The 26,147-nt window shown below is 47.7% G+C and carries 27 protein-coding genes; 20 read left to right on the forward strand and 7 right to left on the reverse strand.

All coding sequences use genetic code 11. From position 1 onward, the window contains the following. The first annotated feature begins 2 nt into the window (after positions 1 to 2). Genes MJX74_RS05410 through MJX74_RS05435 form a run of 6 tightly spaced genes read left to right on the forward strand, consistent with a single transcriptional unit; the run spans position 3 to position 4,508 of the window. A complete protein-coding gene (locus MJX74_RS05410) occupies positions 3 to 674 on the forward strand; it encodes a tetratricopeptide repeat protein (RefSeq protein ID WP_240221504.1) in 672 nt (223 codons plus the stop codon). Between the two features lie 33 nt (positions 675 to 707). Then, positions 708 to 1,367: a response regulator gene (locus MJX74_RS05415; RefSeq protein ID WP_240221505.1), complete on the forward strand. Its 660-nt coding sequence runs from the start codon at positions 708 to 710 to the stop codon at positions 1,365 to 1,367. A 7-nt stretch (positions 1,368 to 1,374) separates the two neighbouring features. Next, positions 1,375 to 2,676, forward strand: a complete 1,302-nt coding sequence (locus tag MJX74_RS05420; protein ID WP_240221506.1) for an ATP-binding protein — start codon at positions 1,375 to 1,377, stop codon at positions 2,674 to 2,676. Further along, positions 2,673 to 3,056: a cupredoxin domain-containing protein gene (locus MJX74_RS05425; RefSeq protein ID WP_240221507.1), complete on the forward strand. Its 384-nt coding sequence runs from the start codon at positions 2,673 to 2,675 to the stop codon at positions 3,054 to 3,056. Before MJX74_RS05420 ends, MJX74_RS05425 begins: the two co-directional genes overlap by 4 nt. Then, positions 3,046 to 3,789: a hypothetical protein gene (locus tag MJX74_RS05430; RefSeq protein WP_240221508.1), complete on the forward strand. Its 744-nt coding sequence runs from the start codon at positions 3,046 to 3,048 to the stop codon at positions 3,787 to 3,789. The genes MJX74_RS05425 and MJX74_RS05430 overlap by 11 nt, the downstream gene beginning before the upstream one ends. Then, complete coding sequence (locus MJX74_RS05435) at positions 3,786 to 4,508, forward strand: hypothetical protein (protein ID WP_240221510.1); 723 nt, start codon at positions 3,786 to 3,788, stop codon at positions 4,506 to 4,508. Before MJX74_RS05430 ends, MJX74_RS05435 begins: the two co-directional genes overlap by 4 nt. Before the next feature lie 38 nt (positions 4,509 to 4,546). Here MJX74_RS05435 and MJX74_RS05440 read toward each other — a convergent pair whose 3' ends face one another. After that, entirely contained in the window at positions 4,547 to 5,056 is a 510-nt protein-coding gene (locus MJX74_RS05440) for a TetR/AcrR family transcriptional regulator (RefSeq protein ID WP_240221512.1), read from the reverse strand. On the opposite strand from MJX74_RS05440, the gene MJX74_RS05445 reads away from it, so the two are divergent. From MJX74_RS05445 to glnS, 4 genes are all read left to right on the forward strand, one after another. Continuing rightward, positions 5,049 to 6,428, forward strand: coding sequence for an efflux RND transporter periplasmic adaptor subunit (locus MJX74_RS05445; protein ID WP_240221514.1), 1,380 nt, complete (start codon positions 5,049 to 5,051; stop codon positions 6,426 to 6,428). The genes MJX74_RS05440 and MJX74_RS05445 overlap by 8 nt on opposite strands. Before the next feature lie 10 nt (positions 6,429 to 6,438). Beyond that, a complete protein-coding gene (locus tag MJX74_RS05450; RefSeq protein WP_240221515.1) occupies positions 6,439 to 9,564 on the forward strand; it encodes a multidrug efflux RND transporter permease subunit in 3,126 nt (1,041 codons plus the stop codon). A gap of 112 nt (positions 9,565 to 9,676) precedes the next feature. Continuing rightward, positions 9,677 to 11,680, forward strand: coding sequence for an LTA synthase family protein (locus MJX74_RS05455; RefSeq protein WP_240221516.1), 2,004 nt, complete (start codon positions 9,677 to 9,679; stop codon positions 11,678 to 11,680). A gap of 175 nt (positions 11,681 to 11,855) precedes the next feature. Next, positions 11,856 to 13,523 carry a glutamine--tRNA ligase gene (gene glnS / locus MJX74_RS05460; protein WP_240221517.1) on the forward strand — a complete coding sequence of 556 codons (1,668 nt, stop codon included), beginning with the start codon at positions 11,856 to 11,858 and terminating at the stop codon, positions 13,521 to 13,523. A gap of 59 nt (positions 13,524 to 13,582) precedes the next feature. On the opposite strand, the gene MJX74_RS05465 is transcribed toward glnS, so the two are convergent. After that, on the reverse strand, positions 13,583 to 13,777 hold the full coding sequence (locus MJX74_RS05465) for a DUF3185 family protein (RefSeq protein WP_068231502.1): 195 nt from the start codon (positions 13,775 to 13,777) through the stop codon (positions 13,583 to 13,585). A gap of 138 nt (positions 13,778 to 13,915) precedes the next feature. Here MJX74_RS05465 and MJX74_RS21875 point away from each other — a divergent pair, with 138 nt between their 5' ends. Genes MJX74_RS21875 through efp form a run of 6 tightly spaced genes read left to right on the forward strand, consistent with a single transcriptional unit; the run spans position 13,916 to position 18,103 of the window. Then, positions 13,916 to 14,755 carry a transporter substrate-binding domain-containing protein gene (locus MJX74_RS21875; protein ID WP_240221518.1) on the forward strand — a complete coding sequence of 280 codons (840 nt, stop codon included), beginning with the start codon at positions 13,916 to 13,918 and terminating at the stop codon, positions 14,753 to 14,755. Between the two features lie 32 nt (positions 14,756 to 14,787). Beyond that, complete coding sequence (locus MJX74_RS05475; RefSeq protein WP_240221519.1) at positions 14,788 to 15,411, forward strand: LysE family translocator; 624 nt, start codon at positions 14,788 to 14,790, stop codon at positions 15,409 to 15,411. Then, the gene (locus tag MJX74_RS05480) at positions 15,412 to 15,969 is read left to right on the forward strand and encodes a hypothetical protein (protein WP_240221520.1); all 558 of its coding nucleotides are present in this window, start codon (positions 15,412 to 15,414) and stop codon (positions 15,967 to 15,969) included. It begins immediately after the preceding gene. Then, positions 15,969 to 16,343: a hypothetical protein gene (locus tag MJX74_RS05485; RefSeq protein ID WP_240221521.1), complete on the forward strand. Its 375-nt coding sequence runs from the start codon at positions 15,969 to 15,971 to the stop codon at positions 16,341 to 16,343. Before MJX74_RS05480 ends, MJX74_RS05485 begins: the two co-directional genes overlap by 1 nt. 11 nt (positions 16,344 to 16,354) lie before the next feature. Then, on the forward strand, positions 16,355 to 17,524 hold the full coding sequence (gene earP, locus MJX74_RS05490) for an elongation factor P maturation arginine rhamnosyltransferase EarP (RefSeq protein WP_240221523.1): 1,170 nt from the start codon (positions 16,355 to 16,357) through the stop codon (positions 17,522 to 17,524). 18 nt (positions 17,525 to 17,542) lie between these two features. After that, positions 17,543 to 18,103, forward strand: coding sequence for an elongation factor P (gene efp, locus MJX74_RS05495; RefSeq protein WP_218141359.1), 561 nt, complete (start codon positions 17,543 to 17,545; stop codon positions 18,101 to 18,103). 69 nt (positions 18,104 to 18,172) lie between these two features. Here efp and MJX74_RS05500 read toward each other — a convergent pair whose 3' ends face one another. Then, entirely contained in the window at positions 18,173 to 18,628 is a 456-nt protein-coding gene (locus MJX74_RS05500) for an RDD family protein (RefSeq protein ID WP_240221525.1), read from the reverse strand. Between the two features lie 121 nt (positions 18,629 to 18,749). On the opposite strand from MJX74_RS05500, the gene MJX74_RS05505 reads away from it, so the two are divergent. The 4 genes from MJX74_RS05505 (at position 18,750) to MJX74_RS05520 (ending at position 21,208) form a co-directional block, all read left to right on the forward strand. Further along, positions 18,750 to 19,313: a sugar O-acetyltransferase gene (locus MJX74_RS05505; RefSeq protein ID WP_240221527.1), complete on the forward strand. Its 564-nt coding sequence runs from the start codon at positions 18,750 to 18,752 to the stop codon at positions 19,311 to 19,313. Between the two features lie 48 nt (positions 19,314 to 19,361). Further along, positions 19,362 to 19,874 carry a GNAT family N-acetyltransferase gene (locus MJX74_RS05510; RefSeq protein WP_240221529.1) on the forward strand — a complete coding sequence of 171 codons (513 nt, stop codon included), beginning with the start codon at positions 19,362 to 19,364 and terminating at the stop codon, positions 19,872 to 19,874. Positions 19,875 to 19,962: 88 nt separating this feature from the next. Continuing rightward, positions 19,963 to 20,277, forward strand: a complete 315-nt coding sequence (locus MJX74_RS05515) for a DUF2845 domain-containing protein (RefSeq protein ID WP_240221531.1) — start codon at positions 19,963 to 19,965, stop codon at positions 20,275 to 20,277. A gap of 106 nt (positions 20,278 to 20,383) precedes the next feature. Then, a complete protein-coding gene (locus MJX74_RS05520; protein WP_240221533.1) occupies positions 20,384 to 21,208 on the forward strand; it encodes a hypothetical protein in 825 nt (274 codons plus the stop codon). A gap of 21 nt (positions 21,209 to 21,229) precedes the next feature. Here the strand turns inward: MJX74_RS05520 and MJX74_RS05525 are convergent, their stop codons facing one another. The 4 genes from MJX74_RS05525 to MJX74_RS05540 all read right to left on the reverse strand — a co-directional run bounded on the left by MJX74_RS05525 (position 21,230) and on the right by MJX74_RS05540 (position 26,141). Continuing rightward, positions 21,230 to 21,892 (reverse strand): exonuclease domain-containing protein, encoded by a 663-nt coding sequence (locus tag MJX74_RS05525; RefSeq protein ID WP_240221535.1) that lies wholly within the window; start codon positions 21,890 to 21,892, stop codon positions 21,230 to 21,232. A 1-nt stretch (position 21,893) separates the two neighbouring features. After that, entirely contained in the window at positions 21,894 to 23,720 is a 1,827-nt protein-coding gene (locus MJX74_RS05530) for a DUF294 nucleotidyltransferase-like domain-containing protein (protein WP_240221538.1), read from the reverse strand. 41 nt (positions 23,721 to 23,761) lie between these two features. Continuing rightward, positions 23,762 to 24,280, reverse strand: coding sequence for a hypothetical protein (locus MJX74_RS05535; protein WP_240221540.1), 519 nt, complete (start codon positions 24,278 to 24,280; stop codon positions 23,762 to 23,764). A 94-nt stretch (positions 24,281 to 24,374) separates the two neighbouring features. Continuing rightward, positions 24,375 to 26,141: a sodium:solute symporter family protein gene (locus MJX74_RS05540; protein WP_240221542.1), complete on the reverse strand. Its 1,767-nt coding sequence runs from the start codon at positions 26,139 to 26,141 to the stop codon at positions 24,375 to 24,377. Positions 26,142 to 26,147: the final 6 nt, after the last annotated feature.

Consider the following 26,147-nt stretch of genomic DNA (forward strand, 5'->3'; position numbering starts at 1 on the left):
ATATGAACACATTAAGCAAAACATTGCGATTATTGGTTTTTATGCCGGCTTTATTACTAACTTCAACATTGATGGCGGCATCGGCTTATGCCGATGTACTTCAGGATATTAAACCCTTGCAGGATCGCTGGGCAGAGGTAAATTACGGCACAAATGAAGAGCAAAAAGAAGCGGCGTTTGCGGCTCTGCTGGAGCAGGCTGATGCTGTGGTGGAGGCCAACCCTGACAAAGCCGAAGCACTAATTTGGCGTGGCATTATTAAATCCAGCTATGCCGGTGCTAAAGGTGGTTTGGGTGCTATGTCGCTGGCTGAAGGTTCAAAAACTGATCTGGAAGCGGCACTGCAACTTGATAGCCAGGCGCTGCAAGGTTCGGCCTACACCAGCTTAGGTGTGTTGTATTACAAGGTGCCCGGTTGGCCCATTGGTTTTGGTAGTGATAAAACCGCAAAGCTGATGTTAGAAAAGGCTTTAACTATTAACCCACAAGGTATTGATCCTAATTATTTTTATGCAGAATTTTTAACGCAAAAGCGCGACTATAAAGCAGCCATGAGCTACATTGACAAAGCTAAGCAGGCCGGGCCGCGCCCCCAGCGTGAAACTGCCGATACAGGCCGGTTGCAGGAGCTTGCTGCACTGGAAGCAAAAGTGGTAAAAAAACTAAAACGTTAAACGGCAGCGTCAGGCACTAATGCTGGAGAGGCAATGAGACTGTTACTGGTAGAGGATGATTTAGATTTAGCCAAAGGCTTGCTGCTGGCATTATCTGCCCAGGGGTTTGTGGTTAACCATGTCAGCACAGGTAAACATGCCTTAAGCAGTATTAAAGCCAAAGATTGCGACGCGGTGATCCTCGATCTGGGCCTGCCTGATATGGATGGCCTGGATTTGCTTAAACAAAGCCGGCAAAGAGAAGGTAATTTGCCGGTTTTAGTGCTTACTGCCCGTGATGGTATAGATGATCGTATTCGAGGCCTGGATTTAGGTGCTGATGATTACCTGGTAAAACCTTTTGCAATGCCGGAGCTTTTCGCCCGTTTACGGGTGATCGAGCGCCGCCTTGGCACAGCGGCCACACATTTAATTAAACTGCAGCAGGTAGAGCTTGATACTAGCGCGCATCAGGTACGGGTAGAGGGTGACGTTGTAGGTTTGTCGCGTCGTGAGTTTATGTTGCTCAAAGAACTCATGGAATCCGCCGGTCGGATAAAAACCCGCGAACAGCTGGAAGCCAGCCTGTATGCCTGGGGAGAGGAAGTGGCCAGCAATGCTCTGGAAGTGCATATTTCCAATTTACGCAAAAAGCTGCCGAAAGACTTTATTAAAACCTTACGCGGTGTGGGCTACAGCGTGAGTATGGTATGACCGTGCTATGAGATCACTTCGCCGCTATTTAGTTACTGTCCTTATTGCGCTTTTTACTTTGATCAGTTTTTTAGCCGCTTTACAAAGCTACAGGCAAAGTGCCGGCAGGGCAGAGGCGTTGTTTGATCAGGATTTACAAGTGCTGGCGTCGAGTTTGGCACAGCAGTATCAAGCTGGCTCGCAGCAGGAGCTGGGGCTGGCACTGCAGGTTTGGCAAAACAATCAACTGGTGTATCGCAGCCCACTAGCACCTGACACAGCTATGGCAGAAAGTGCGGGCTTTACCGAGCATAATTTTGCTGGCAAAAGATGGCGGGTGTTTCGCCAGACGCCAACAGCCCTGCTAACTGTGATAGTGGCCCAGCCACTGCAGCAACGCCAGCAACTGGCCGACGAAGTGATTACCGCCTCTATATACCCTGTGGTACTTAGCCTGCCGCTACAGGCATTACTGATTTGGCTGGTGGTAAGCAAAGCATTGTCGCCAATTAAACGCTTTTCGGCTCAGTTGGCTTCAAAAAAGGCCAATGATTTAACACCAGTAGAGCTGGAGCAGGTACCTGCTGAATTAGACCAGATGCTGAAAACCACCAATCTGTTATTTGCCAGGTTAGCAGATGCTTTTGAACGGGAAAAACGCTTTGCCTCTGATGTTGCGCATGAGCTGCGCACACCGTTGAGTGTATTGCAGGTGAACTTACATAATGCCTCACAACAATGGCAGCAATCGGGTATAGCTGATCCGCAAGATTCTATGCTGGCGTTACAGGCCGGTGTTGAGCGTATGAGTGCCCTGATAGAACAAATTATGCTGTTAAACCGCACTAACCCTGAGCATTTTCAGGCTCGTACAGAACAACTGGATTTAGCCGGTTTATGCCGTCAGGTGGTTGCCGACTGGTACCCACAGATTGAGAAAAAGCAGCAACAGATTGAGCTTTTGGGGCTGGAGCACTTGTCGCTAAAAGGGGATGCTTTTGCGTTACGGTTGTTAGTCAGTAACCTGGTGGGGAACGCCAGTAAATATACCCAGGGCGGTGGCGCTATCCAACTGGAGTTACTGACCCAGGCAGGAAAAGCAGTACTGATAGTGCAGGATAACGGCCCGGGTATACAGCCAGAAGAGTACAGCAGAGTATTTGATCGTTTCTACCGGGTAGGTGGCGACAGGCATCAATCGGGTACTTTGGGTTCTGGTTTAGGTTTGGCTATAGTGCGCGATATCGTTAATTTGCATCAGGGGCAGGTGCGCCTTGGCGCCGCAGATTCTGCCAGCGGCTTAAAAGTGACAGTGGAACTGCCTTTGTGAAAATAAACAGGATAAAGGGAATACCCTGGCAACATCTTGCATTGATAAGTCTGGCTTTACCTGTGCAGGCAGAACAAGCGCTATTTGAATTGCAGATTAAAGATCACTTGTTTCATCCGTCGGTGCTTTATGTGCCGGCAGGTGAAAAAATAAAGCTGCTGGTGTTAAACCAGGACCCATCACCAGAGGAATTTGAAAGCTTTAGCTTAAACCGTGAGAAGGTCATTTTAGGCAATGGCAAAGCCACTTTGTTTATAGGGCCACTGCAACCGGGCCGCTACCATTTTTTTGGTGAATATAACCCCGACAGTGCCCAGGGGGTGCTGATAGCGCTACCCGAAGCGCAGTGGCAACAGCGTAGGGCTGACAATGCTAATTAATACCGTGCTGATGTTTTTACGCGAGTTGTTGCCGTTATTTTTACTGCTGGCTACCTTACTGGTATGGCACAGAAACCATTGGCGGCGTTTTATTCTGCTGTTTTCTTTGCCAGCCATCCTGATGCTGACACTTTTTAGCAGCAATATGCTTTGGATCTCTGAGCAACTTGATGGCTTCGGGCTGGAGTTATTGTACAGCCTGCTATACACCGGTTGCTTTGCGCTATTGTGTGTTGCCGCAGCTAAGCGTAATGCAGCAATGTTGTTGTCGGCCTTTGCCTGTGCCTGTTTGCTCAGTATCAATGGCAGCAATTTACTGCTGTATATCTGGTTGCCCACTCAGGGCAATACCGACCCATCGGCTTTACTTTTGGGTATGGCCTTAGGTGTAGGCATTGGCAGCAGTATTGCCGTGCTGTGGTATTACCTGCTAACCGAGCTAAAACAATGGCGTATGCTCAGTTACCGGTTGCTGCTGTCGCTACTGGGCGTACGTCAGTTAATGATGGCTTCAGCGTTGCTTATTCAATCCGACTGGCTGCCCGCAGGCCCGCAATTATGGCAAACCGAACAATGGCTGCCGGAGCAGTCTGAATTAGGTTTCTTTTTGCAGGCTTTACTGGGGTATGAAGCCACTCCGGTTTTATCACAAGGCCTTATATATATTGCCGGCCTGGGGTTATTACTCTGGTGTAGCCGTAACCTGAAAAATAACATAAGGAGTGCGCAATGAGGTTTTCTCCTTCAGTGCTTTATGCAGCCTGTGGCGCTTTGATGTTGCTGGTAAGCGGGCATAGCCTGGCCGATGGCAGGGTAGTAGACAAGGTATATCACCCTTATGTACAGGCGCTTGAGCGCAGTGTTGAATATCGCTACTTTTATCAGCGTCAGGCTGATCACCCCGACAACAACACTATGGGGCAAAAGCTGGGTTATGGTTTTTCGGTAGCAGAGCGCGCCGCACTGGAAATTTATCTGATAGCAGACAGAGTAAGTCCTGAAGATTATAAGCTGTCTGGCTACGAACTCGAATTGCGCTGGATGCTGACAGAGCAAGGCCAGTATAGCGCCGACTGGGGCCTGCTGTTTGAACTTGAGCGGCAGAACAATCAGGACAACTTTGAATTTACTACCGGGCTGTTAATGGAGAAAGAATTTGGCCCCACCAGTCTGACGCTCAATGCGCTGGCAGTGTACGAATGGGGTAAAACCATTGAAACTGAATGGGAAGGGGAGTTCAGGGCGCAATACCGCTATCGTTTGTTACCCGCAGTGCAACCCGCTATAGAATTATATGTCGGAGAAAATTACAAAGGCGCCGGACCAAGTTTAATGGGCGTGCATAAGTTTGATAAGCAAAAACAGCTGAAATGGGAGTTCGCGGTGATTATGGCGATTGATAATGATACTGTTGATCGTACTTTGCGCTTTGCGCTGGAATATGAGTTTTGATAGTACAAATGAAGCAGATACATGGCTGCTGGTCGGCCTCATAGCCGTTGAGCACCGGTTAAAAACATTTTTTCCATTGTATCCAGCATGTCTCTGGGAGCGATCCGACCCGAGCGCTCAGAGTTTACCAAAGCGGATAACATACCTATCATCAACTCAGATAATGCCGCTGCGCTGATATCAACACGGAAAAAACCTTCCTGTTGGCCCCGTAAAAAAAATTTGTCAAAAATGGCCTCAAACTCTACCCAGCGATGTTCAGAGTCTGATGTTTCTAACAGTTGTGGCTCCCAGGTATTAGAGACAAAAACAAATAGCTCTTTGTGACACAAATGGCCTTCAATCAGCGCCCGGAATGCCTGTAAAACCGGTGCTGTTTCCAGTTCAGCAGCGGCAATAGCCAAATCAAACTGGCGAACGGATTCAGAAAACAGCCGTTCAATTATTTTGTCGCGGGTAGGGCACATCCGATACAAAGTGGCTTTGCTGACGCCAACAGCTTTGGCCAACTCCTGCAAAGAGGCTCTGGGGTTGTCCACCATGGCCATAGCAACAGCCAACAACAAGGGATCTGTAGCTTCACTTTTTATCATCATCTTATCCATATCAACAAAACTGCCTGGAGCATTCTACGCGGTTAAACACTATGGATCACTATACTTTTGCTTTTTAAAAGAATCAAATGAATCTATGTTGATTCATTTGATTCTTGGTGGTATCGTGCGCTCATTCAAATTAAGCTTGCTAAATGAGGTAGTGGTGATGGGTAAGGGTAAGAATCTGCTGGCTATTACTTTGGCCATGATCCTGATTGGCTGTGCACCAGAGCCTGTGGTTGAAGCTGACACTGTGGTTAAAACCGTTGATGCCATGGTGGCGACAAAGGCGCCACTGGACATCACCGAAGATTTGCCGGGACGAGTTGCTGCCGTTCGGCAGGCCGAAGTGCGTGCCCGTGTTGCTGGCATAGTGCTCAAACGTGAATTTGCCGAAGGAAGTCTGGTCAGTGCTGGTCAGGTTTTATTCCAGCTCGATCCTGCCCCTATGAAAGTGGCGCTGGCAAAGGCTCAAGCTGAACTTGCAAAAGCCAAAGCGGCCCAGCAAGAAGCCGACGATCTGCTGAGGCGATATAAGCCACTACTGGCCACCGCCACAGTAAGTCAGCATCAATTTGATAACGCAAAAACTAACCTGCTCAGCGCAGCAGCTGCAGTTCAGGCTGCTCAGGCGGATGTAGACAATGCCAAACTCAATCTTAGCTACACCAGAGTTACAGCTCCTATTGCAGGGCGCATCGGCAGAGCTTTAGTCAGTGAAGGCGCTTTAGTGGGGCAGAATGAGGCGACTCAACTTGCCGTCATTCATCAGCTGGACCCTGTGTATGTCGACATGAATTTATCCTCAGGCAGTGAAATGCAACGCCAGCACAGCTTAAAGCAAGGTTATGGCCAGGTGGTCAATCAACTGAACATTCTGGATAACGCAGGGCAGCCAGCTCAGCAGGGACAGGTATTATTCGCCGAAAGTCAGGTGGATCAAAACACCGGAACTTTAACGCTCAGAGCAGAATTTGCCAACAAAGATCAGCAGTTGTTACCCGGCATGTATGTCAAAGTCCGGACCCGACTTGGTTTTGTGCCAGATGCTATTCTAATACCACAGCGCGCTTTGAGCCGGGATCATCAGGGTCAGCAATGGGTGTGGGTACAGAACAATAAAGGTGAAGCTGAACCCAGGGAAGTCAGCACTGGCGTGATGGTAGGGAAGGATTGGCAGATCACTGCAGGTCTTGCTGCAGGCGATATTGTGCTGACCAGCGCCACCTCACAGCTACAATCTGGAGATAAAGTTCAGGTGCAGCTGGCTGATGATGTTAAGCACGCAGCTGCTACTGCGCCTTCCATTTCTGTTTCACACTGAGATAAAAAATATGTCTGAATTTTTTATATCCCGCCCTAAATTTGCCTGGGTAGTGGCCATTTTTATTAGCATGGCAGGACTGTTCGCCTTGCCTTATCTGCCTGTTGCTCAGTTTCCTGTGGTCGCGCCACCGCAAATTATTGTGACTGCAACTTACCCTGGTGCTTCTGCCGAGGTGATGGTTGAGTCTGTTACCTCTGTGATAGAAGAAGAGCTCAATGGCATCAAAGATATGCTTTATTTTGAGTCGTCCAGTGGTTCTTCCGGTTCTTCAGACATTACAGTTACCTTCAAACCCGGAACCTCTGTTGCTGTCGCTCAGATGGAAGTGCAGAACAGCCTGAAAAAAGCCGAATCAAGGTTACCTGCCGCTGTGACTCAGCAAGGCTTGCAAGTGGAGGAGTCCAGTGCTGGTTTTCTGATGTTTTACGCTCTGAGTTACAAAGAGGATGATGGTTCTAAATCCATGGTGGCCTTGTCTGAGTTTGCCACCCGTTCGCTTAATAAAGAAATACGTAGGGTGGAGGGCGTAGGAAAGCTGCAATTTTTCTCCTCAGAAGCCGCAATGCGAGTGTGGCTGGATACACAAAAGCTGGTGTCCTACGGTTTGTCTGTTGAGGATGTCAGTAGTGCTATCCGGACTCAAAATATTCAGGTGCCTGCCGGAAGCTTTGGCAGCAGTCCTGGCAACACAGAGCAGGAAGTCAGTGCATCTATAGTGCTTGATGGCACGCTTAAAACAGTGGAAGACTTTGGCCAGATCCTGCTCAGAACCACAGCCAATGGTGCCGCGCTTTACCTCAAAGACGTGGCTCGTATTGAAATTGGCATGCAAGATTACAATTTTAATACTCGTCTGAATGGTAAAAATGCGGTCATAGCTGCCATTCAGTTGGCGCCAGGTGCCAACGCTATCCGTACAGTAGATGCAGTCAAAGCCAGATTAGATCAGTTGAGTCAGTATCTGCCGTCCGATATGGAAATATCAGTGCCTTATGACACCTCAAGGTTTGTCAAAGCTGCTATTGAAAAAGTGGTGTACACCTTACTGGAAGCCATAGCTCTGGTTTTTCTTGTGATGTTACTGTTTTTGCAAAACCTGCGTTATACGCTGATCCCAATACTGGTGGTACCGGTTTGTCTGATGGGGACCTTTGCGGTGATGTACCTGCTGGGCTTTTCCGTCAATATGATGACGATGTTTGGTATGGTACTGGCCATAGGTATTCTTGTGGACGATGCCATAGTGGTGGTTGAAAACGTCGATCGCCTGATGATGGAGGAGGGCCTGACGCCTAAGCAAGCGACGCAAAAGGCCATGAAGCAGGTGTCAGGTGCCATAGTGGGGATCACGCTGGTGCTTAGCGCGGTATTTTTACCTTTGGCCTTTATGAGTGGTTCAGTCGGCGTTATTTATCAGCAGTTTTCTATGGCTCTGGCTGTGTCTATTCTACTGTCGGGTTTTTTGGCCCTCAGCTTAACACCAGCGCTTTGTGCCAGTTTGTTAAAACCAGTAGATGGTGCTATGCACCTGAACAAATCAGGTTTTTTTGGCTGGTTTAACAGGTATTTCGCCGAACTGACTTCTGGTTACTGCAAGGTTAACCAGCGCCTGATCCAGCGGGCTGGTCGCTCTATGTTGCTTTATAGCCTGTTGATTGTTGTTTTAGTTTACGCTTATCGTACAGTACCTGCGTCTTTTGTGCCTGAAGAAGATCAGGGCTCACTGATGGTGGATGTTCAGCTTCCTGCAGGCGCAACCTTTGGCCGCACCGAAAAGGCTGTGGCTCAGGTCGAAGACTATTTAAGCAGTCGTGACAGCATGAAGTGGGTCACCTCAGTGATGGGCTTTAGTTTCTCCGGAACCGGGGAAAATGCAGCTATTTTGTTTCCGGATTTGAAAGACTGGTCAGAGCGCTCTGAGCAGCAGTCTGTTGCCGCTGAAACTGAGCTGTTAAATGCCCATTTTGCCAACTTTAAGGATGCTGCTGTGATGGCTATGGCGCCTCCAGCAATAGAGGGATTAGGCAGTTCGGGCGGTTTTTCCTTACGTCTGCTGGACAGAACCGGAGTAGGTCGCGAACAAATGCAGTTGGCACTGGATACAGTGTTAACCAAAGCCAATCAGTCTCCTTCAGTTGCCTATGCCATGATGGAAGGGTTGCAGGATGCTCCTACACTGCAACTTGCTGTGGACAGAGCCAAAGCTGATGCTATGGGGGTGTCTTTTAATGCGATCAGTGATGCGGTATCAACAGCTTTTGGCTCAGCCATGCTGAACGATTTTAACAATCAAGGCAGGCTGCAAAGAGTGGTGGTTCAGGCGCAGAGTGAGCAACGTATGACTCCACAGAGTCTGCTGCAACTACACGTGCCATCCCGTAATGGCAATCAGGTCCCTGTCAGCTCTTTCGCCAGCCTTGAGTGGACAAATACACCTGTGCAGCTGTCCCGTTACAATGGCTATCCGTCATTTAGCATCTCCGGAGATGCGAAACCTGGTGCCAGCAGTGGTGAGGCCATGAAGGAAATGGAACAAATCATCTCGGCCTTGCCACAAGGTGTAGGTTATGAGTGGACTGGCTTGTCTTATCAGGAGAAATTGTCAGGCTCTCAGGTCTCTCTTTTGATCAGTCTATCTATTCTGGTGGTGTTTTTAGTTCTGGTGGCTTTGTATGAAAGCTGGTCTATCCCACTTTCTGTGCTGTTGATAGTTCCGGTTGGGGCGCTTGGTTCTGTATTAGCTGTCGCAGTGTTGGAGCTGAGCAACAACGTATATTTTAAAGTAGGCTTAATCACTATTATTGGTTTATCAGCCAAAAACGCTATTCTGATCATAGAGTTTGCCAAAGAGCTGCATCATCAGGGGCTTACCTATGCTCAAGCTGTGTTGCAGGCAGCGCGTATGAGATTCAGACCTATAGTGATGACCTCCGTCGCTTTTATGCTTGGGGTACTGCCGTTGACTGTTGCAACAGGTCCTGGTGCAGCAAGTCAGCAAGCTCTGGGCAGCAGTGTGATGGGCGGTATGGTCAGCGCTACTATATTGGGCGTTGTACTGGTGCCGGTGTTTTACGTTTGGGTGATGACTTTGTTTAGCAAGAAAGTTGTAGTGGACAAGTCAGTGAACACCTGACTATCCACAAGTCAGGACCTTCAAAAAGTGCTTCCGACTTCATAGTTAAGTCTTAAGTTTGTCTTAAGTATCCACTTCTATGCTGGCCTCAATTAAAAACAGAGGCCTCTTTATGTCTGTTGTTAGCGTCGAAAAATCCTCCTTTCTTGCCAATTTGTTTTGCTTAGGTCCTTATCGTTACTTGATCCGTACTGCGGTACTTGGGTTGGTGCTGTTGAGTTTAAGCAGGCTGGCACTGGTGTTGTGGCAATTCGACAGAGTGGAAGGCACGGCATTGCTGTTTGATGTCTTAGTCCAGGGGATACGCGCCGATATTATTGTGGTGTCATTGTTTTTGGTGTTGCCAGTACTGTTGATCCCGCTGGCTTCAGTGCGGGGACTGAATAAAGTCTGGTTTCAATTCAGCTATCTGTGGTGCCTGCTGGCGTTAGTGCTGCTGGTGTTTATGGAGCTGGCGACGCCGGCTTTTATTTTGCAGTACGATGTGCGGCCAAACCGGCTTTTTGTCGAGTACCTGAAGTACCCCAAAGAAGTGTTGTCGACTTTATGGTTTGGTTTTCGTTGGCCTTTAGTTTTTGGTCTGGTCGCCACTCTGCTCTTAACCTGGTTGATGCGGCGGATATTTCGCTCTGGGAAATGCACGCTTCAAAGCTGGTCTTTGGAAAAAACACTTGGGCTGTGGTGTCTGGCTTTGCTGTTGTTATTTGCCGGTATTCGTTCCACCACAGACCATAGGCCTGCTAATCCGGCGATGTTTGCTATCACATCGGACTCCATGGTCAATTCGCTGGTATTAAGTTCAGCTTATTCAGTACTTTATGCTTTGTACAATTTAAAGCATGAAGCGCGCTCCAGTCAAATCTATGGCAAATTGCCGACAGAACAAATGCTGAAGCAGAGTCTGGACTGGCCCTGGTTAAAATCTTACCAATTTAACAATCCACAATACCCAACAGCACATTGGCAACAGGCGGTGATTAAGCGTGAGAAACCACTGAATTTGGTGATCGTAATGCAGGAAAGTCTGGGGGCTACTTTTGTACAATCTTTAGGTGGTTTAGCGGTCACGCCGGAGCTTGAAAAATTAAAGCAGCAGGGCATCTGGTTTGAGAATTTGTATGCCACAGGTACCCGCTCGGTGCGTGGTATTGAAGCTGTAGTGGCTGGTTTTCCGCCGACACCAGCGCAAAGCACAGTGAAGTTATCCAATAGCCAGCAGCATTTCACTACGCTTGCTTCTATTCTCAAAGCGCAGGGCTATCAGACTCAGTTCGTTTATGGCGGTGAAGCGCATTTTGACAATATGCGCAGTTTTTTTACCGGCAATGGTATGGATCAGATTGTCGATCAAAGCCAGATGCAAAACCCTGTGTTTACCGGCAGCTGGGGCGCCAGTGATGAGGATGTATTTACTGCTGCGCACCAACAATTAACGGCTTTGCATCAGCAGGATAAGCCATTTTTTAGCCTGATTTTCACCTCCAGCAATCATGAGCCTTTTGAGTTTCCTGATGGCCGTATTGAGTTATATGAAGAGCCCAAAGATACCGCCAATAACGCGGTGAAATATGCCGACTGGGCCATGGGGCAGTTTTTCCAAAAGGCAAAACAAAGCGACTATTGGCAAGATACCTTGTTTTTAATAGTGGCCGATCATGACAACAGAGTGTACGGCGACAACCTGATCCCGGTCGAAAAGTTCCATATTCCAGGGCTGATTTTAGGTGCGGATACAAAGCCAGAACTGCTGAAAACCCTTGCCAGTCAGATTGATTTAGCACCCACCTTATTATCTATGATGGGTATATCCAGTTGCCATACCATGACAGGACGGGACTTTACTCTGGATAATATCAGCCCCGGCCGCGCATTATTGCAGTTTGAGGATTACTTTGCTCTGATGCAGAGCGACAAACTGGTGATCCTCAAGCCTGATGGAAACAGTGTTGAAGCAAGGTATCAGCCAGGACAGCAAAAACTTAGTTTAAGCAGACATGCTGTGCCGCAGGCAAATAAAGATAAAGCGTTGGCGCTGGTGCAATTACCATCCTATTTATACCGCGAGAAAAAAAATGTCAGCACGGCACTATGTCCAGATAAATTGCCAGCAAACTAATCTGTGGTGGGATTTTTATGCTCTGAGACCATACCCGCCGGTATTTTTATTCAGCCAGAATAATTAGCCCCGCCTGGCGGTAGTCAGAAGCATTTCTGCTGTTATAATGCCGCCATATTTCAGTAACTTTAGCCAGTGCAGCCGCGCTGGTTTTTCAGATAGGGATTTGAATTTTATGGCGGACGTAGAACATCGCCCAACTAATTTTATTCGGCAGATTATTGATACTGATTTAGCCTCCGGCAAACACAGTGCTGTGCAAACCCGTTTTCCGCCTGAGCCTAATGGTTACTTACACATTGGCCATGCTAAATCTATCTGCCTGAACTTTGGTATTGCTCAGGATTACCAGGGTAAATGTAACCTGCGGTTTGATGATACCAACCCGGAAAAAGAAAACGTCGAGTTTGTTAACTCTATTTCGCGCGACGTGAACTGGCTGGGCTTTCAGTGGGATGGCGCTGTACGTTATTCTTCAGATTACTTTGACGCTCTGTATGGTTATGCGGTTGAATTAATTAACAAAGGCCTGGCCTATGTTTGCTTTTTAAATGGCGAACAAATGCGTGAGTACCGTGGCAATTTAACCCAACCGGGTAAACCCAGCCCAACGCGCGATACCAGCCCGGCGGAAAACCTGGCGCTGTTTGAAAAAATGCGTGCAGGTGGTTTTAAAGAAGGCGAGTGTTCGCTGCGCGCCAAAATTGATATGACATCCAGCTTTATGGTTATGCGCGATCCGGTTATTTACCGTGTTAAGTTTGCCCATCACCATCAAACCGGTGACAAGTGGTGCATTTACCCGATGTACGACTTCACCCACTGTATTTCTGATGCACTGGAGGGGGTTACGCACTCGCTGTGTACGCTGGAATTTCAGGATAACCGCCGTTTGTATGACTGGATTTTGGGTAACATTACTATTGCCTGCCACCCACAGCAGATTGAGTTCTCACGCTTAAATCTGGAATTTGCGGTAATGAGTAAGCGTAAACTGCAAACGCTGGTAGAAAAACAGGTTGTATCCGGTTGGGACGACCCGCGTATGCCAACCATTGCCGGTTTGCGCCGCCGTGGTTATACCGCATCGGCTATTCGAGAGTTTGCTAAACGCATTGGTGTGACCAAGCAAGACAATGTCATTGAAATGAGCGCGCTGGAAGCATGTATCCGCGAAGATTTAGATGCAACTGCACCGCGTGCCATGGCTGTACTTGATCCGCTTAAGGTTACAATTACTAACTTTCCTGCCGATGGCGTGCAATGGGTTGAGGCGCCAAATCATCCGAAAGATGACAGCATGGGCAGCCGTAAACTGCCGTTTGGGCCGGTGGTGTATATCGACCGCGCCGATTTTCGCGAAGAGGCGAACAAAAAGTACAAGCGTTTAGTACTTAATGGCGATGTGCGTTTACGCAATGCTTATGTGATCCACGCCGATGAAGTGGTAAAAGACAGCGAAGGTAATATTGTTGAATTAAAATGCAGCTATTTACCGGAAACACTGGGTGAAAACCCGGCAGATGGCCGTAAAGTGCGTGGCGTAATTCATTGGGTAGAAGCTAAACACGCAGTGCCAGCCGAGTTCCGCGTTTATGATCGTTTATTCAGCGTGGCCAACCCTGCAGCAGAGGAAGACTTCCTGCAGGTGATTAATGCGCAGTCGTTAGTGATTAAACAAGGTTTGGTTGAGCCGTCATTACAAACAGCTAAAGCTGAACAGGCTTATCAGTTTGAACGTGAAGGTTATTACTGCGCAGATAATAAAGACAGCAGTGCTGACAAGCTGGTGTTTAACCGTACCGTAGGGCTGCGTGACAGCTGGGGTAAAGAAGACGAATAATAATCCTCTGTAACCAGATAAATAAAGGCCGCATTGCGGCCTTTATGCATGTTAAACGGTTATTTCTTCAGCAAAACACCCAGACCTACAATGGCAGCTATGGCCCCCCCCACCAGAAACCAAATAGAGTTGTCTGTTGGGTTACCTGTTACTACCTCAGTTACCTGAGACGCGGCGGAATTGTATTCGGTGTAACCAAAGTATAATAAAATGACACCGGCGACTAAAATTGCTAAACCCAGAATTTTATTCATGTTTATCTCCTGTCTTCTCTCTTAATCAGGCTGTTGTTCTGTATTTTTATAAAGTAAATATCAGGTTTAAGCTGACTGTTTTCAGCAAATTAGATAATACTTCAGTGATAACATGGCACAGTTATTCGGTGAAAAATAGTGATACGTATAATTTTACTTTATTTTTGCCTGTTTACGGCTAGCGGTGCTGCGGAGTTAGTGCGTTATCCTGCGATTGCGCACGTTGAAGACCCGCGGTCTGTTTATCCGTTAGCCTTACTGGAACAGGCATTGGCACAATCGGAGCGGCAGTATCAGCTGCAAAGCTCGTCTGAGCGTATGTCTAAATCACGCAGTATAGTGTTTTTAAAAGAGCAGGCCGAGCTGGATGTACTGTGGACGATGACGTCTGTTGAGCGCGAACTGGATTTGCAGCCTATTCGCATTCCCATTTTTAAAGGACTTAGCGGTTATCGTATTATGCTGATACGCAACGATCAGCAGGCTAAATTTTCAGCCAGTGCTAAACCAGAGCAAATCCGCCGTCTGGTGTATGCGCAGGGCCATGACTGGGTAGATGCAAAAGTACTGCAGCTTAACGGCTTTTCGGTAATTGGCGCAGCCGGCTATGACAATTTATTCTCCATGCTGGAAAAAGGCCGGGTGGATGCAGTGCCACGCAACGCGCTGGAAATTGCTGATGAAGCCGCACTGCTTACAGAGCGTAATATAATGACAGAGCAAAACTGGGTGCTTTATTATCCTACTGCCAGCTATTTCTTTGTTAATTCTGCTAACGAGCAACTGGCAAAGGATATTGAAAACGGACTGCGTAAAATGGTTGCCGATGGCACTTTTGATCAGCTTTTTTATCAGTTTTTTGCCAATCATCTGGCAGAGCTAAAACTGGATAAGCGGCAAATAATAAAGCTGGATAATCCGCTTTTACCTGCACAAACGCCTATTAAAGATGGCCGACTCTGGTATTATCCGCAGTAAGTGTCGTATTTTACCCAACCTCTGGATGTATGATGGACCTATTCTTAGCGGTGCTGTTTTTTGCCTTTTCTACCACTATTACACCTGGCCCTAACAACGTAATGATTATGTCATCCGGCGTTAATTATGGCGTCAAGGCCAGCGTGCCGCACTGGTTGGGAATATGTTTGGGTTTCCCGCTAATGGTACTGCTGGTGGGGCTGGGATTTGGTGCTGTGTTTGAGCGTTATCCACATCTGCACCAACTGATTAAAGTGGTTGGGGTGGTTTATCTTATCTGGCTGGCCTGGCACATTGCCAGCGCTGAGCCCAAAGCAATAGAGAAAGGCAAAAGTAAGCCATTCAGCTTTATACAGGCTGCATTATTTCAATGGGTTAATGGCAAGGCATGGGTGATGGCCAGTGGTGCTGTCGCCGCCTTTACTGCGGTAGGGGGCGTGTATTGGCTGGAGGTGAGCGTAATTGCCGCCGCTTTTTTACTGGTCGCTTTTCCTTGTGTGGGGGCCTGGCTGGTGTTTGGTGCAGCGCTTAGAGCGGTGCTAACTCAGCCTCTGTTTCAGCGTATATTTAATGTTTGCATGGCCATTATTTTGCTGTTATCGGTAGTGCCGGTAGTGATCGAAATCTGGCATTATTATTTTATGCCAGCAACATAATTGTGGTTTGATAGTTTGGGTTTTGCACAGATGAATGGCAGTGAGGAAAAAATAAAGCTGGAGCATGAAGCGGCAAGGCTGTTTATGCGTTTATACGAGCAGCGCTTTGGTATTGCTATGCGCCATATCTGGCATAACGAGCCGGCCCGGCCGGATGTATCCTGTTACTATGACGAGCAAAAGCTGGATTTAGAAATTGCTCATCTTTATGGTAGCGAAGCAGAAGCTATGCATATTCTCGGGCGTGAGCTTGGCACTAATACCCACAAAGAACTTATGGCGCTGCTGCGCACACCGGCGCAACATCGGTTGTTAACCGCACTTAACCGCCTGATCAGCAATAAAGCCGAAAAAAACTATCACACTGAAAGGGTCTGGTTGGTGATCCGTAATGCCAACCCGTTATGGACCCGTCGCGATATTTTGCAGTATTACAAACAACTGCATATGCCAAAACGGCATCCGTTTGAACAAATCTGGTTAATTGGTGATATGCAGGGGCAAAGCGGCATAATGGCACTGTACCCTGCAAGCCTGACCGCATTGGAGCTTGGCTGATGCTGGCATTTTATCAGCGCTGGGCGCGGCGTATGTATCCGTTAAGGGCTGTGTTTGTCGTGCTGTTTTTACTGGCAGTTAGTGCCTTTGGCTGGCTGCTGTTTAGCGCAACACCGGATTTTGCCCAGCGCTGGCAGCTTACTGCGGTATTATGCGGTGTCAGTAGTTTACTGCTCTGGCTGTGGGCCGTAGTGTTTTATCCTGAGCTGCCCACGGCAGATAACAATGCTGGCACGCTACATAAAATTAAAATACGCCTGCAACGGCTATGTTATTACCTGTTGGCTATGCTGGTAACTGTGTTACTACTGGCGACAACATACCTTGGCTTGCGTGTACTTAAAGGTATAATCGCCACCTTGTTTTTTAGCTGACGATATATTTGATGCCTGCAACTGCCCGCCGCTGGGATATATTCTGCGCTGTTATAGATAACTTTGGTGATATCGGTATTTGCTGGCGGCTAAGCCGGCAACTGGCTGCCGAACAGGGTATTGCAGTGCGGTTGTGGGTGGATGATTTAACCAGCTTTAACAAAATTTGCCCACAGGTAGATATTAACCAGACACAGCAGAATATTGCCGGTGTGACTATTACGCTATGGTCTGACAATACCGACTGGCAGGCAAATGGTATCGCCAGCGTAGTGGTAGAGGCTTTGGCGTGTAATGTGCCAATGCCCTATCAGCAATTGATGGCACAGCAAGATGTAAAGCCGTTATGGCTTAATCTGGAATACTTATCGGCAGAAGCCTGGGTAGAGGGCTGCCATGCGCTGCCGTCGCCGCAGCCACATTTAGCACTGGACAAATATTTCTTTTTCCCCGGCTTTACTGCTGGCACAGGTGGTTTGCTGCAAGAGGCGAATGTGCAACAGCTTGGCGCGCAGTTTCTGGCTGATACTGCCGCGCAGCAACAGTTCTGGCAGCAGCTAGGGGTTGATAACCACGGGGATTACCAGCAAAAAATTTCGCTGTTTGCTTATGATCATCCAAAAATTGAAAGTTTACTTGCCTGCTGGCAACAGCCAGGTATCAACACCTTGTGTCTGGTGCCTGAAGGCGCACTAGCCAACCAGTTAATTCAGTTTTACCCGCAGTTAAAACAGCACGGCGAGCTGGTAATAAATACGCTGACATTAAAAGTGTTGTCTTTTATGCCGCAAGACGATTACGACAAGCTGCTCTTTGCCTGTGATATCAACTTTGTTCGCGGTGAAGATTCTGTTATCCGCGCGCACTGGGCTGCTAAGCCGTTTATCTGGCAAATTTACCGTCAGGCAGAGCAGGCGCATCTGGATAAGCTGCAGGCTTTTATGCAGCGTTACTGCGCGCAAATGCCTGAAGATGTTGCTGATAACTTGCAAGAATTCTGGCTGGCCTGGAATACCGACAGCCAGCTTGAGCACAGCTGGCAAAAATATAGTGCAAAGCTGGCGCAAATCGCCGAATATAACCGGTATTGGCGCACAGCGTTAACGGCAAACGGAGATCTTGCCAGCAACCTCGTGCACTTTGTTGAAAAAAAATTTATAATGCGACGCAATTTTTCCTAACGAGAAGATATTTCAGTCATGATGAAGACAGCTCAAGAACTGCGTGCTGGCCAGGTGATTATGGTTGGCACAGAACCAATGGTAATTTTAAAAGCCGAGTTTAACAAATCCGGCCGTAACTCTGCCGTGGTTAAAATGAAAATGAAAAACCTGCTGAATGCGCAGGGCATGGAAACGGTATACCGTGCTGATGACAAGTTTGAACAGGTTCTGCTGGAAACTAAAGAAGTAACCTATTCTTACTTCTCTGATCCTATGTATGTATTTATGGATCAGGAATACAACCAGTTCGAAGTTGAAGCAGAAAACATGACCGAAGCACTGAAATACCTGGTAGATGGTATGGAGTGTTCAGTAGTGTTTTACAACGAGCGGCCAATTTCGGTTGACCTGCCAACTGTAGTAGTACGCACAGTAACGTACACTGAGCCGGCAGCTCGTGGTGACACATCTGGCAAGGTATTAAAACCAGCAAAAATTGAAACTGGTTTTGAGCTAATGGTTCCTGCGTTCGTGGAAGAAGGTGACAAGATTGAAATTGACACCCGTACCGACGAATACCGCAGCCGCGCCAAGTAATACTGGCAGGTTGAATGTAAAAAAGGCGCTTAAAGCGCCTTTTTTATTAGCTGATCATGTCTGGCTGCATTAAAGCTTTTCCCCGAACTTGACGGGCTCTTTGCCTGTATTACGAAGCACGACTGTGCCTGCCAACTTGTCATGCCACCCCTGTTTTCGCTTGTCTATGCCTATCCAGATGAATCCGAGACAAAAAGGAAGCGTGGCTACAATGTAAGCAAAATACCTGCCTATTGCCTGGCCTGTGCTCATTTTATTGCCGGTGGTTGCATCTACAATTTCCAGTTTAGTGGCCATTTTCCCCGGTGTGCCAAGAAAGCGTAGCCAAAACCATATTGTTGCAATAAATGGAACGACATAACTTAGCATAACATCCCAAAAGCCATGGATAAATTTATCACCAAACCAATATTGCTCACCGTAAATAAAGCTAAGCGGCACAAATAAGACAATAAAAATAACAACCATATCAATTAATACAGCACCAAGTCTGATCCAAAAACCAGCATACTCTTTGTTATCCATAAATTAAGTATTCCTCAGAATGTTTTAGTGTTGAAAGATTTTAAAACCGCGGTAATAGCCGCCTGGCTTTGTATTCTGTTACCCTTAGCCGAAATATGTACATTTTTAATGGTTTACTTTTATGCCAACAGAAAAACACAAAATGCTATCGGGAGACTGGTATAACCCGCTGGATAAAGAACTTAGTGCTGAGCGTTTGGTTGCGCGTAAGTTACAGCATCAGTTTAACCAAAGCGCGCCTGATGATGAAGCACTGCGTAAACAATTGCTAAAGCAGTGGCTATCCAATACCGGCAAGCATTTCTACGCTGAGCCACCGTTTTACTGCGACTACGGCTATAACATTAAAACCGGCACTAAGGTGTTTTTTAACTTTAACTGCGTGGTGCTGGATGTTGCGCCGGTTCACATTGGCAATAATGTTTTTTTTGGCCCTGCTGTGCAAATTTATACCGTAAACCACCCGCTAAATGCTGCGCAACGGCGCACGCTGATAGAGCAGGCGTTGCCGGTAACAATAGAAGATGATGTCTGGGTTGGTGGCGGGGCGATACTGTTACCCGGCGTAACGATTGGTAAGGGCAGTGTAGTGGCCGCCGGTAGTGTGGTAACTAAAGATGTGCCTGCAGGGGTAGTCGCAGGCGGTAACCCGTGCCGGGTAATTAAAGCTGTATCTGATGAGTAAGGTGCGGCGGCCAGTTAAGTAACATTTAATAAGTAAGTAGTAGAAGTTATGTCGATACATATTCGTTTGATTAACGAGGCAGATCTTGACGCCATAGTAGCGATACAAGATAGCTGTTACGCCGATGAACTGTTTGAAAATGCCTGCCTTATCAGCAGGCGTTTGGCATCACAGCCGCAAAGTTGCTGGCTGGCAGAAAATAATGAAGGTGAGGTGCTGGCGTATTTGTTCAGCTACCCGTCGCGTAATAGGCAGGTAGCGCCGCTTGGCAGTGAATTTGGCTACTACGCTGATGCCGAACTGTTGTATCTGCATGATATGGCCGTAAGCCATAACGCCAGAGGAATGCGCCTGGCACCACAGCTGTTGGCATATGCCGAGCAGTATGCAGCTGATTTGGGTTTTAGCACGCTCGCACTGGTTGCAGTGCAGGGCTCTGTACCTTACTGGCAAAAACAGGGCTTTGAAGTACTAACACTTACCGGGACTACCGCTTTGCAGGCCCTGTCAAGCTATACCGGCCAGAATGCAGTTTATATGCAAAAGCAAATACAGGGGTAAAAGTTACGTAATTTGTTCAAGTTGTGTCTGGTATCAGATGCGGGTTTGTCACTATACTGAACACAATTTATGTTATCAGGACGTTACGATGAAATTATTTTATGCTGCTATTGTCGTGTTGCTATTTACCGCACAAGCCAGCGCCTGCGGTTTCAGATTAAGCGATGGTAAATTGTTACGCTGCGGCATGACACGAATTGATGTGCTGTCGCTGGCTGGCGAGCCGGTAGCAAAAGATGTGGAGACGTTGGGGGTAGATATTGGTGAGCCGGTAAAAGGCACCACTGTTGAAACCTGGTCTTACCGGTTAAAAGGCGATATCGGCGGGGAATACCTGGTGTCGCTTACACTAAAAGGTGGCAAAGTATCTGCGATAAACTCCAGACAACTGAATCGTACTTAAATTGTTACAATATTTGGCTTTTTATGTTCTAAGGTAAGTGTGATGTGCTTGTATTGTTAGTGAAGTTGGTTTAGAAAGAGTGCTTAACTTTTTATAAGGTACGGTTATGCGTGGGCTTTTTTTTAACAGTATTAGCACTGTTTTACTTTTTTCTTTGCTCACGGCTTGTGGTAGCGGTGGTGATACAGCAAACGATCAGGGTGGGGTAGTTACTCCACCACCTGTTGTTATCTCACCACCACCGGCAAATGAAATGCTGCCTATACCGGATAACCGCTACGTAGACCAATACCAGATACTGCTTGTTGGTAATAGTCATGTCACTTCAAACAATTTGTCGTCAGTGCTAAGTGCTTTACTGGAACAAGGCACTGGTAAAACCTCCGTTGCTACTGTGGCGCCGGGATGGGCATATCTTGATGAAAGATTGAGCGATGGTGTCACACTGGCTGCGCTGCAATCCCAAGACTGGAGCCATGTAATATGGCAAGCACAGAAATACTCAACCACCGGTCAGTACTCTTATTCTACTGTGGCGTCAGAATATTGGGTTGCGCTAAGTAAACAGTTAGCGGCCACACCTATTATGTTTCCGGAACACCCACGGCGGGGTAATACTGAGGAAGGCATGCGGGTCTATTTACTGCATTTGGGTATTGCTGGCAGGGAAGCAAGTTGTGTGGCACCCATTGGACCTGCCTGGGATAATGCAGTAGGCATGCTACCTCAGACATCTTTTCATACTGACGGCAATCATGCGTCACTGGCCGGAACGTTACTAACAGCGCTGGTGTTTTACGAGATTATTAGTGGTGAATCAGCCGATGGTTTACCTTACATGCCACAGATTGCATTAGCGGAGCAGCTTCAGGCTCAGTTAAGACAAATTGCATCTGCTACTTTACAGCAATACTCTGGTTGCACTTACTAGCGGATTATCTGCAGAAATGGTCTAGCGTGACAATAAGTATAAGTCGCTTAGTGTCATCGTATTACCGCCGAGTTTTAACTGGCTAAGCAGCAGCAGGGCGCTGCTGTAGGCATCTTCCAGTGCGTGGTGATTCGCCATATCTGGCAGGCCGTGCCTTTTCAGGCAGTTGGGTAGCTTAAGTGCATCATGTTTTACTACCTTACCCTGGCGCAGCAGGCGTTGCCATTCCATTTGCATAGTGTCAATAAAGCGAAAACGCGGCGCTTTGCCAAAACAGCGCTGGCAGGCAAAACGCAGACATTGCTCGTCCAGCCTACTGTGGTGGGCGACAAATATGTAGCCGGCGTATTGCGATAACAACTCAGTGAGTATCTGTGCCAGATCATGGGCATTTTTTAACTGATGATCGTGTAAGCCATGGTATACCGCACTCTGGCCCACACTGACCGGGCTGTTTATCAGATAATGCTTTGCTTCAGCCAGCACAATTTCCTGCCCTCTGACGGGCACCCAACCAATGCTGACGATATGGTCTTTGCGCGGAGTAAGCCCGGTAAGTTCAAGATCCAACACCAGAAAATTAGCCTGCTCTACCGGGGTTGAAGACGCAGGAAAGGGGGTATTAATAAAATGGTTTACCACTTCACTTAAGGCGGTGTTTTTACGAAATAGCCAGCCGAACACCTTACAGCTCCCGGCAAAAACGATGCTTTACCCGGTTTTGTGCTTCGTTTATTACGGCAAAACTGTCTTTTAACTGGTGCCGTGCCAGGCCGGACACCTCTGCCGGGTTTAGCAGGTTAGTAACATCATGACTGTTTTGCAGGTCATGCTGATGTTTTTCCCAGCGTAGTTGTGCTAACAGATCAAAAGCATCGTTTAAATTCTGACCGTCTTTACTATCAATAATACCTTGAGCTGCGAGCTGTTGCAGACGGCTACGGGTGTTAACCTCATGTATCCCGGCGTAGAGTGCATACACTCTGACCAGATCGGTTATCAGGCTGATACCCCTTTTTTTTAAATCCAGGCCTTTTTTATGCTTACCATCCTGTTCAAGGATGAAATTTTTAAAGAAACCCAGCGGGGCTGTGCGCTGCAAAGCTGCCTGCGCCAGATGATACAAAAATAACGGAGCTTCAGTCGTGCGTTGCAACACATCTTCTTGTAGCGCATTAAACAGGCCTTTACTACCTTCAATAACCCGTAAGTCAAAGAAAATACTGGCTTTTAGCAATGCTTCCGGCGTTGGCGTGGCAATCCAGCGGGCAAAGCGGCCAGACCAGCCTTTTAAACTTAACCGTAGTTCGGGATTGGTTGCCATAATATTGCCAGGGCAAAGTGTAATTCCGCATTGTGCTAACCCCTGACAAACGAATTCGGCCAGCGCACTGAAATACTCACCAACCACACCAACAGGGTCTTTTTCCAGCAGCAGTGCGTTGTCCTGATCGGCGTTTAGGCTTTGGTCCATCCGCGCCTGAGAGCCAAAAGCCAGCCAGCTGAATACACAGGGCGGTTCGCCCAGTTGCTGCTGCGCCAGATAAATCAGGCGTTGGGTAAGAGCATCTGTAATGGTGGTAATAATGTGTCCGGCTTCATATGCCGGCACCTGTTGTTTACTTAGTGTAATGGCCAGTGCCGCTATTTGCTGGCTGCAACGTTCCAGGCCATCAGTTGACTGCTGGCGGTGTATTTCGCCAATCAGATATACCGGATGATCCTGCTGGCTACGGATAATATCTGTTGCGGTTAACATGCCGCAGCACAGACCTTGATCTGTTACCGGCAGATGGTGAATATTATGCTGGCTCATCTGCTGCACAGCTTCATACAGGTAAGCATGGCGATCGATGCTTTGTGGCTGACGCGTCATCACCTGGCTTACCTGAGTGCTGGCGGGTAAGGCATGTGCTAACACTCTGCTGCGCAAATCGCGATCGGTCAGAATGCCGACCAGTTTACTGTTTTCCTCTACCAACAGCGACGATACGCGACTGTCAGACATCAGTTTTGCTGCATCCTGTGCTGTTTGTTCTGGCCGGATGGCAATTTTACGTTGTTGTACAACATCACTTATTTTTAAGGTAAAGCGTGAGGCCTGCTGTTGTTCACTGTATTGGTGCAACCGCCGGCTAAACAGGCGCTGGAAAAAAATATCGATATTTTTGTACTGATAACGGCATTGATGAAACGCTTCTGCTTCCAGCCAATACACCAGACCATCTTCTTCACAGAGCAGGGTGTCGCTGTCAGTGAGGCTGGTGAGCAATTGCTGATAACCATAGAAATCGCCGTTTTGCAGTTTAGTCAGCAACTGCTGCTGATCGCTGTACAGCGTAAAAATTCCGGTGCGGACTATCAGCAAGCGATCGGTGTTAATTTTTACGCTGTCCTGCGCCTGATAATAATAAACGTTGATATGGGCTGACAACTGGCCAAGCGCTGCGGCGTCGAGTTGATCGAATGGCGTAGTTTCGGCAAGAAATTTTGTAACGTCAGCAACTTCCATTTTTTCTCCGGTTAAACCGAATCAAAGTATTAATAATATCCTCAGCTGCGGCAAAGCGCGCTAATCAGAGGATCGTCACTACTCAGCTTTTTCCAGTTGCCGTCCAAGGCTGTATCACCTTCGGGAATCTGCAGCTGGGCATTAAAGTCAGCCTGGGCATACCGTTGACAATGCACTACCTGTGGGACACGCCGGGCCTGAGCACGCCGTTCAAAGAAGTACAAATCAACCAGTTTTACTTGCGGGTTAATATTATTTGCCGAGGCATTAGCCACGTCAGCTGCGATAAATCGTAGCGTTTGCGGATACAGGTAACTCCAGGGCCGCAACGCAGTTTGTTGCTCAATCTTTTTTATGACTACTACACCAGCGGGTAAGCGGCTGGCAGTATGCTGATACCAGGTGTATTCACTTTGGATCTGAAACCCCAGCATGGCGGCTCCGGCAAATACCGGTATTAGCCAGCGCGGAGCACGGTTTTTGCTTAACTTACGTAGTAACAGTGCAATACCTGCAGCGCCAAGCCCTGCGAATACCGTTGCAATCAGTTCCCATAGCATAGTGTTGTCCCTGAAAAAGACGGGCTTTCACCATGAAAGCCCGCTTTATTATTTTTGCCTTGCTCTGACTTCTAAAGCAAGTTTACTGTGTTATTTAGTGGCCGGTAGCTGAACCCGCACCTTTTGGATAACGCACGCTTTCAACCAGTTCCTGAATACGAGCCGGTGGCGGTTCTGTCGCAGACGATACGATAAAGGCAACAATAAAGTTAATCATTGCACCTACAGCACCGAATGACAGTGGCGATATGCCAAATAGCCAGTTGTCAGGTGTGTTAGCCAGTGTTGCTGTGCCAGGAATAAAGAACCAACCCAGAAACAGGAAGATGTAGATCACAGTTGACAGCAAGCCTGCCAGCATACCTGCAATAGCACCTTTGTTATTTACCCGTTTAGAGAATATACCCATCATCAGCGCAGGGAAGATAGACGCCGCGGCAATACCAAATGCCAGTGCCACTACCTGCGCTGCGAAACCAGGCGGGTTCATCCCCAGCCAGGTGGCCACAACTATGGCTACGGCCATAGAGATCCGCGCGGCCAGCAACTCACCTTTTTCACTGATATCCGGATTAATCGAGCCTTTAATTAAGTCATGGCTGATAGCCGACGAAATGGCCAGCAATAAGCCTGCAGCGGTAGATAACGCTGCGGCTAAACCACCCGCTGCAATTAACCCCACAACCCAGCCAGGTAAATTAGCAATTTCAGGGTTAGCTAATACCAGAATGTCATTATTAACGGTTAACTCGTTACCATTCCAACCACGTTCGTCAGCGGTTGCTTTAAAGGCGGCGCTGTCGTTATAAAGCTGAATACGGCCATCGTTATTTTTATCTTCAAACTTGATTAAACCGGTTAGCTCCCAGTTTTTAATCCAGTCCGGGCGTTCTGCATATTCTATAGCGTCAGCAGTAGGGCCTGCAGGGTAAATAGTGGTTAACAGGTTTAACCGTGCCATAGAAGCAACAGCTGGCGCTGTTAAATACAGCAGGGCGATAAACACCAGAGCCCAACCGGCTGACCAGCGTGCGTCAGACACTTTAGGCACAGTGAAGAAACGAATAATAACGTGTGGTAGACCGGCTGTACCAATCATCAGTGACAGCGTAAATAGCACCATATTTAATTTATTCGATACGTCAGCCGTGTAATCAACAAAGCCCAAATCACGTACAACCATATCGAGCTTTTGCAGCAACGGCACGCCAGATTCAATATGGTCTGAGAATAACCCCAGCGGAGGCAGGAAGTTACCGGTCAGTTGTAATGAAATAAACACGGCAGGGATAGTATAAGCAATAATCAGTACCACATACTGTGCTACCTGAGTATAGGTAATACCTTTCATACCGCCCATTACCGCATACAGGAAAACAATCACACCCGCTATGATAAGGCCGGTACTACTTTCTACTTCCAGAAAGCGTGAAAATGCTACACCGGCACCGGTCATCTGGCCGATAACGTAAGTTACCGAAGCAATAATTAAACAGGCTACCGCAACAAAACGGGCATTTTTACTGTAAAAACGATCACCGATAAATTCCGGCACTGTGAACTTACCAAACTTACGCAGGTAGGGCGCAAGTAGCATAGCCAGCAGTACATAACCGCCAGTCCAGCCCATCAGATAAGTAGAGTTAGCATAACCACCGGCGGCAATTAAGCCGGCCATAGAAATAAATGATGCAGCTGACATCCAGTCAGCGGCTGTTGCCATACCATTCATGACCGGGTGTACGCCACCACCGGCTACATAGAACTCTTTGGTGGAGCCAGCCCGGGCCCAAATCGCAATGGCGATATAGAGCGCGAATGAGCCGCCAACAAAAATAAGGTTAATTGCAAATTGACTCATGACGGG

It is taken from the genome of Rheinheimera hassiensis (genome assembly GCF_022436675.1).
Lineage (GTDB): Bacteria > Pseudomonadota > Gammaproteobacteria > Enterobacterales > Alteromonadaceae > Alishewanella > Alishewanella hassiensis.

Bases quoted from the DNA above. Each gene is read 5' to 3' on its own strand.
- MJX74_RS05510 (WP_240221529.1), top strand. From the start codon at position 19,362: ATGTCGATACATATTCGTTTGATTAACGAGGCAGATCTTGACGCCATA.
- MJX74_RS05465 (WP_068231502.1), bottom strand. From the start codon at position 13,777: ATGAATAAAATTCTGGGTTTAGCAATTTTAGTCGCCGGTGTCATTTTA.
- MJX74_RS05455 (WP_240221516.1), top strand. From the start codon at position 9,677: ATGTCTGTTGTTAGCGTCGAAAAATCCTCCTTTCTTGCCAATTTGTTT.
- MJX74_RS05450 (WP_240221515.1), top strand. From the start codon at position 6,439: ATGTCTGAATTTTTTATATCCCGCCCTAAATTTGCCTGGGTAGTGGCC.
- MJX74_RS05475 (WP_240221519.1), top strand. From the start codon at position 14,788: ATGGACCTATTCTTAGCGGTGCTGTTTTTTGCCTTTTCTACCACTATT.
- MJX74_RS05515 (WP_240221531.1), top strand. From the start codon at position 19,963: ATGAAATTATTTTATGCTGCTATTGTCGTGTTGCTATTTACCGCACAA.
- MJX74_RS05415 (WP_240221505.1), top strand. From the start codon at position 708: ATGAGACTGTTACTGGTAGAGGATGATTTAGATTTAGCCAAAGGCTTG.
- MJX74_RS05540 (WP_240221542.1), bottom strand. From the start codon at position 26,141: ATGAGTCAATTTGCAATTAACCTTATTTTTGTTGGCGGCTCATTCGCG.
- MJX74_RS05410 (WP_240221504.1), top strand. From the start codon at position 3: ATGAACACATTAAGCAAAACATTGCGATTATTGGTTTTTATGCCGGCT.
- MJX74_RS05505 (WP_240221527.1), top strand. From the start codon at position 18,750: ATGCCAACAGAAAAACACAAAATGCTATCGGGAGACTGGTATAACCCG.
- glnS (WP_240221517.1), top strand. From the start codon at position 11,856: ATGGCGGACGTAGAACATCGCCCAACTAATTTTATTCGGCAGATTATT.
- MJX74_RS05445 (WP_240221514.1), top strand. From the start codon at position 5,049: ATGGCCATAGCAACAGCCAACAACAAGGGATCTGTAGCTTCACTTTTT.
- MJX74_RS05440 (WP_240221512.1), bottom strand. From the start codon at position 5,056: ATGGCCATGGTGGACAACCCCAGAGCCTCTTTGCAGGAGTTGGCCAAA.
- earP (WP_240221523.1), top strand. From the start codon at position 16,355: ATGCCTGCAACTGCCCGCCGCTGGGATATATTCTGCGCTGTTATAGAT.
- MJX74_RS05520 (WP_240221533.1), top strand. From the start codon at position 20,384: ATGCGTGGGCTTTTTTTTAACAGTATTAGCACTGTTTTACTTTTTTCT.
- MJX74_RS05430 (WP_240221508.1), top strand. From the start codon at position 3,046: ATGCTAATTAATACCGTGCTGATGTTTTTACGCGAGTTGTTGCCGTTA.
- MJX74_RS05485 (WP_240221521.1), top strand. From the start codon at position 15,969: ATGCTGGCATTTTATCAGCGCTGGGCGCGGCGTATGTATCCGTTAAGG.
- MJX74_RS05420 (WP_240221506.1), top strand. From the start codon at position 1,375: ATGAGATCACTTCGCCGCTATTTAGTTACTGTCCTTATTGCGCTTTTT.
- MJX74_RS05500 (WP_240221525.1), bottom strand. From the start codon at position 18,628: ATGGATAACAAAGAGTATGCTGGTTTTTGGATCAGACTTGGTGCTGTA.
- efp (WP_218141359.1), top strand. From the start codon at position 17,543: ATGATGAAGACAGCTCAAGAACTGCGTGCTGGCCAGGTGATTATGGTT.
- MJX74_RS05535 (WP_240221540.1), bottom strand. From the start codon at position 24,280: ATGCTATGGGAACTGATTGCAACGGTATTCGCAGGGCTTGGCGCTGCA.
- MJX74_RS05435 (WP_240221510.1), top strand. From the start codon at position 3,786: ATGAGGTTTTCTCCTTCAGTGCTTTATGCAGCCTGTGGCGCTTTGATG.
- MJX74_RS05530 (WP_240221538.1), bottom strand. From the start codon at position 23,720: ATGGAAGTTGCTGACGTTACAAAATTTCTTGCCGAAACTACGCCATTC.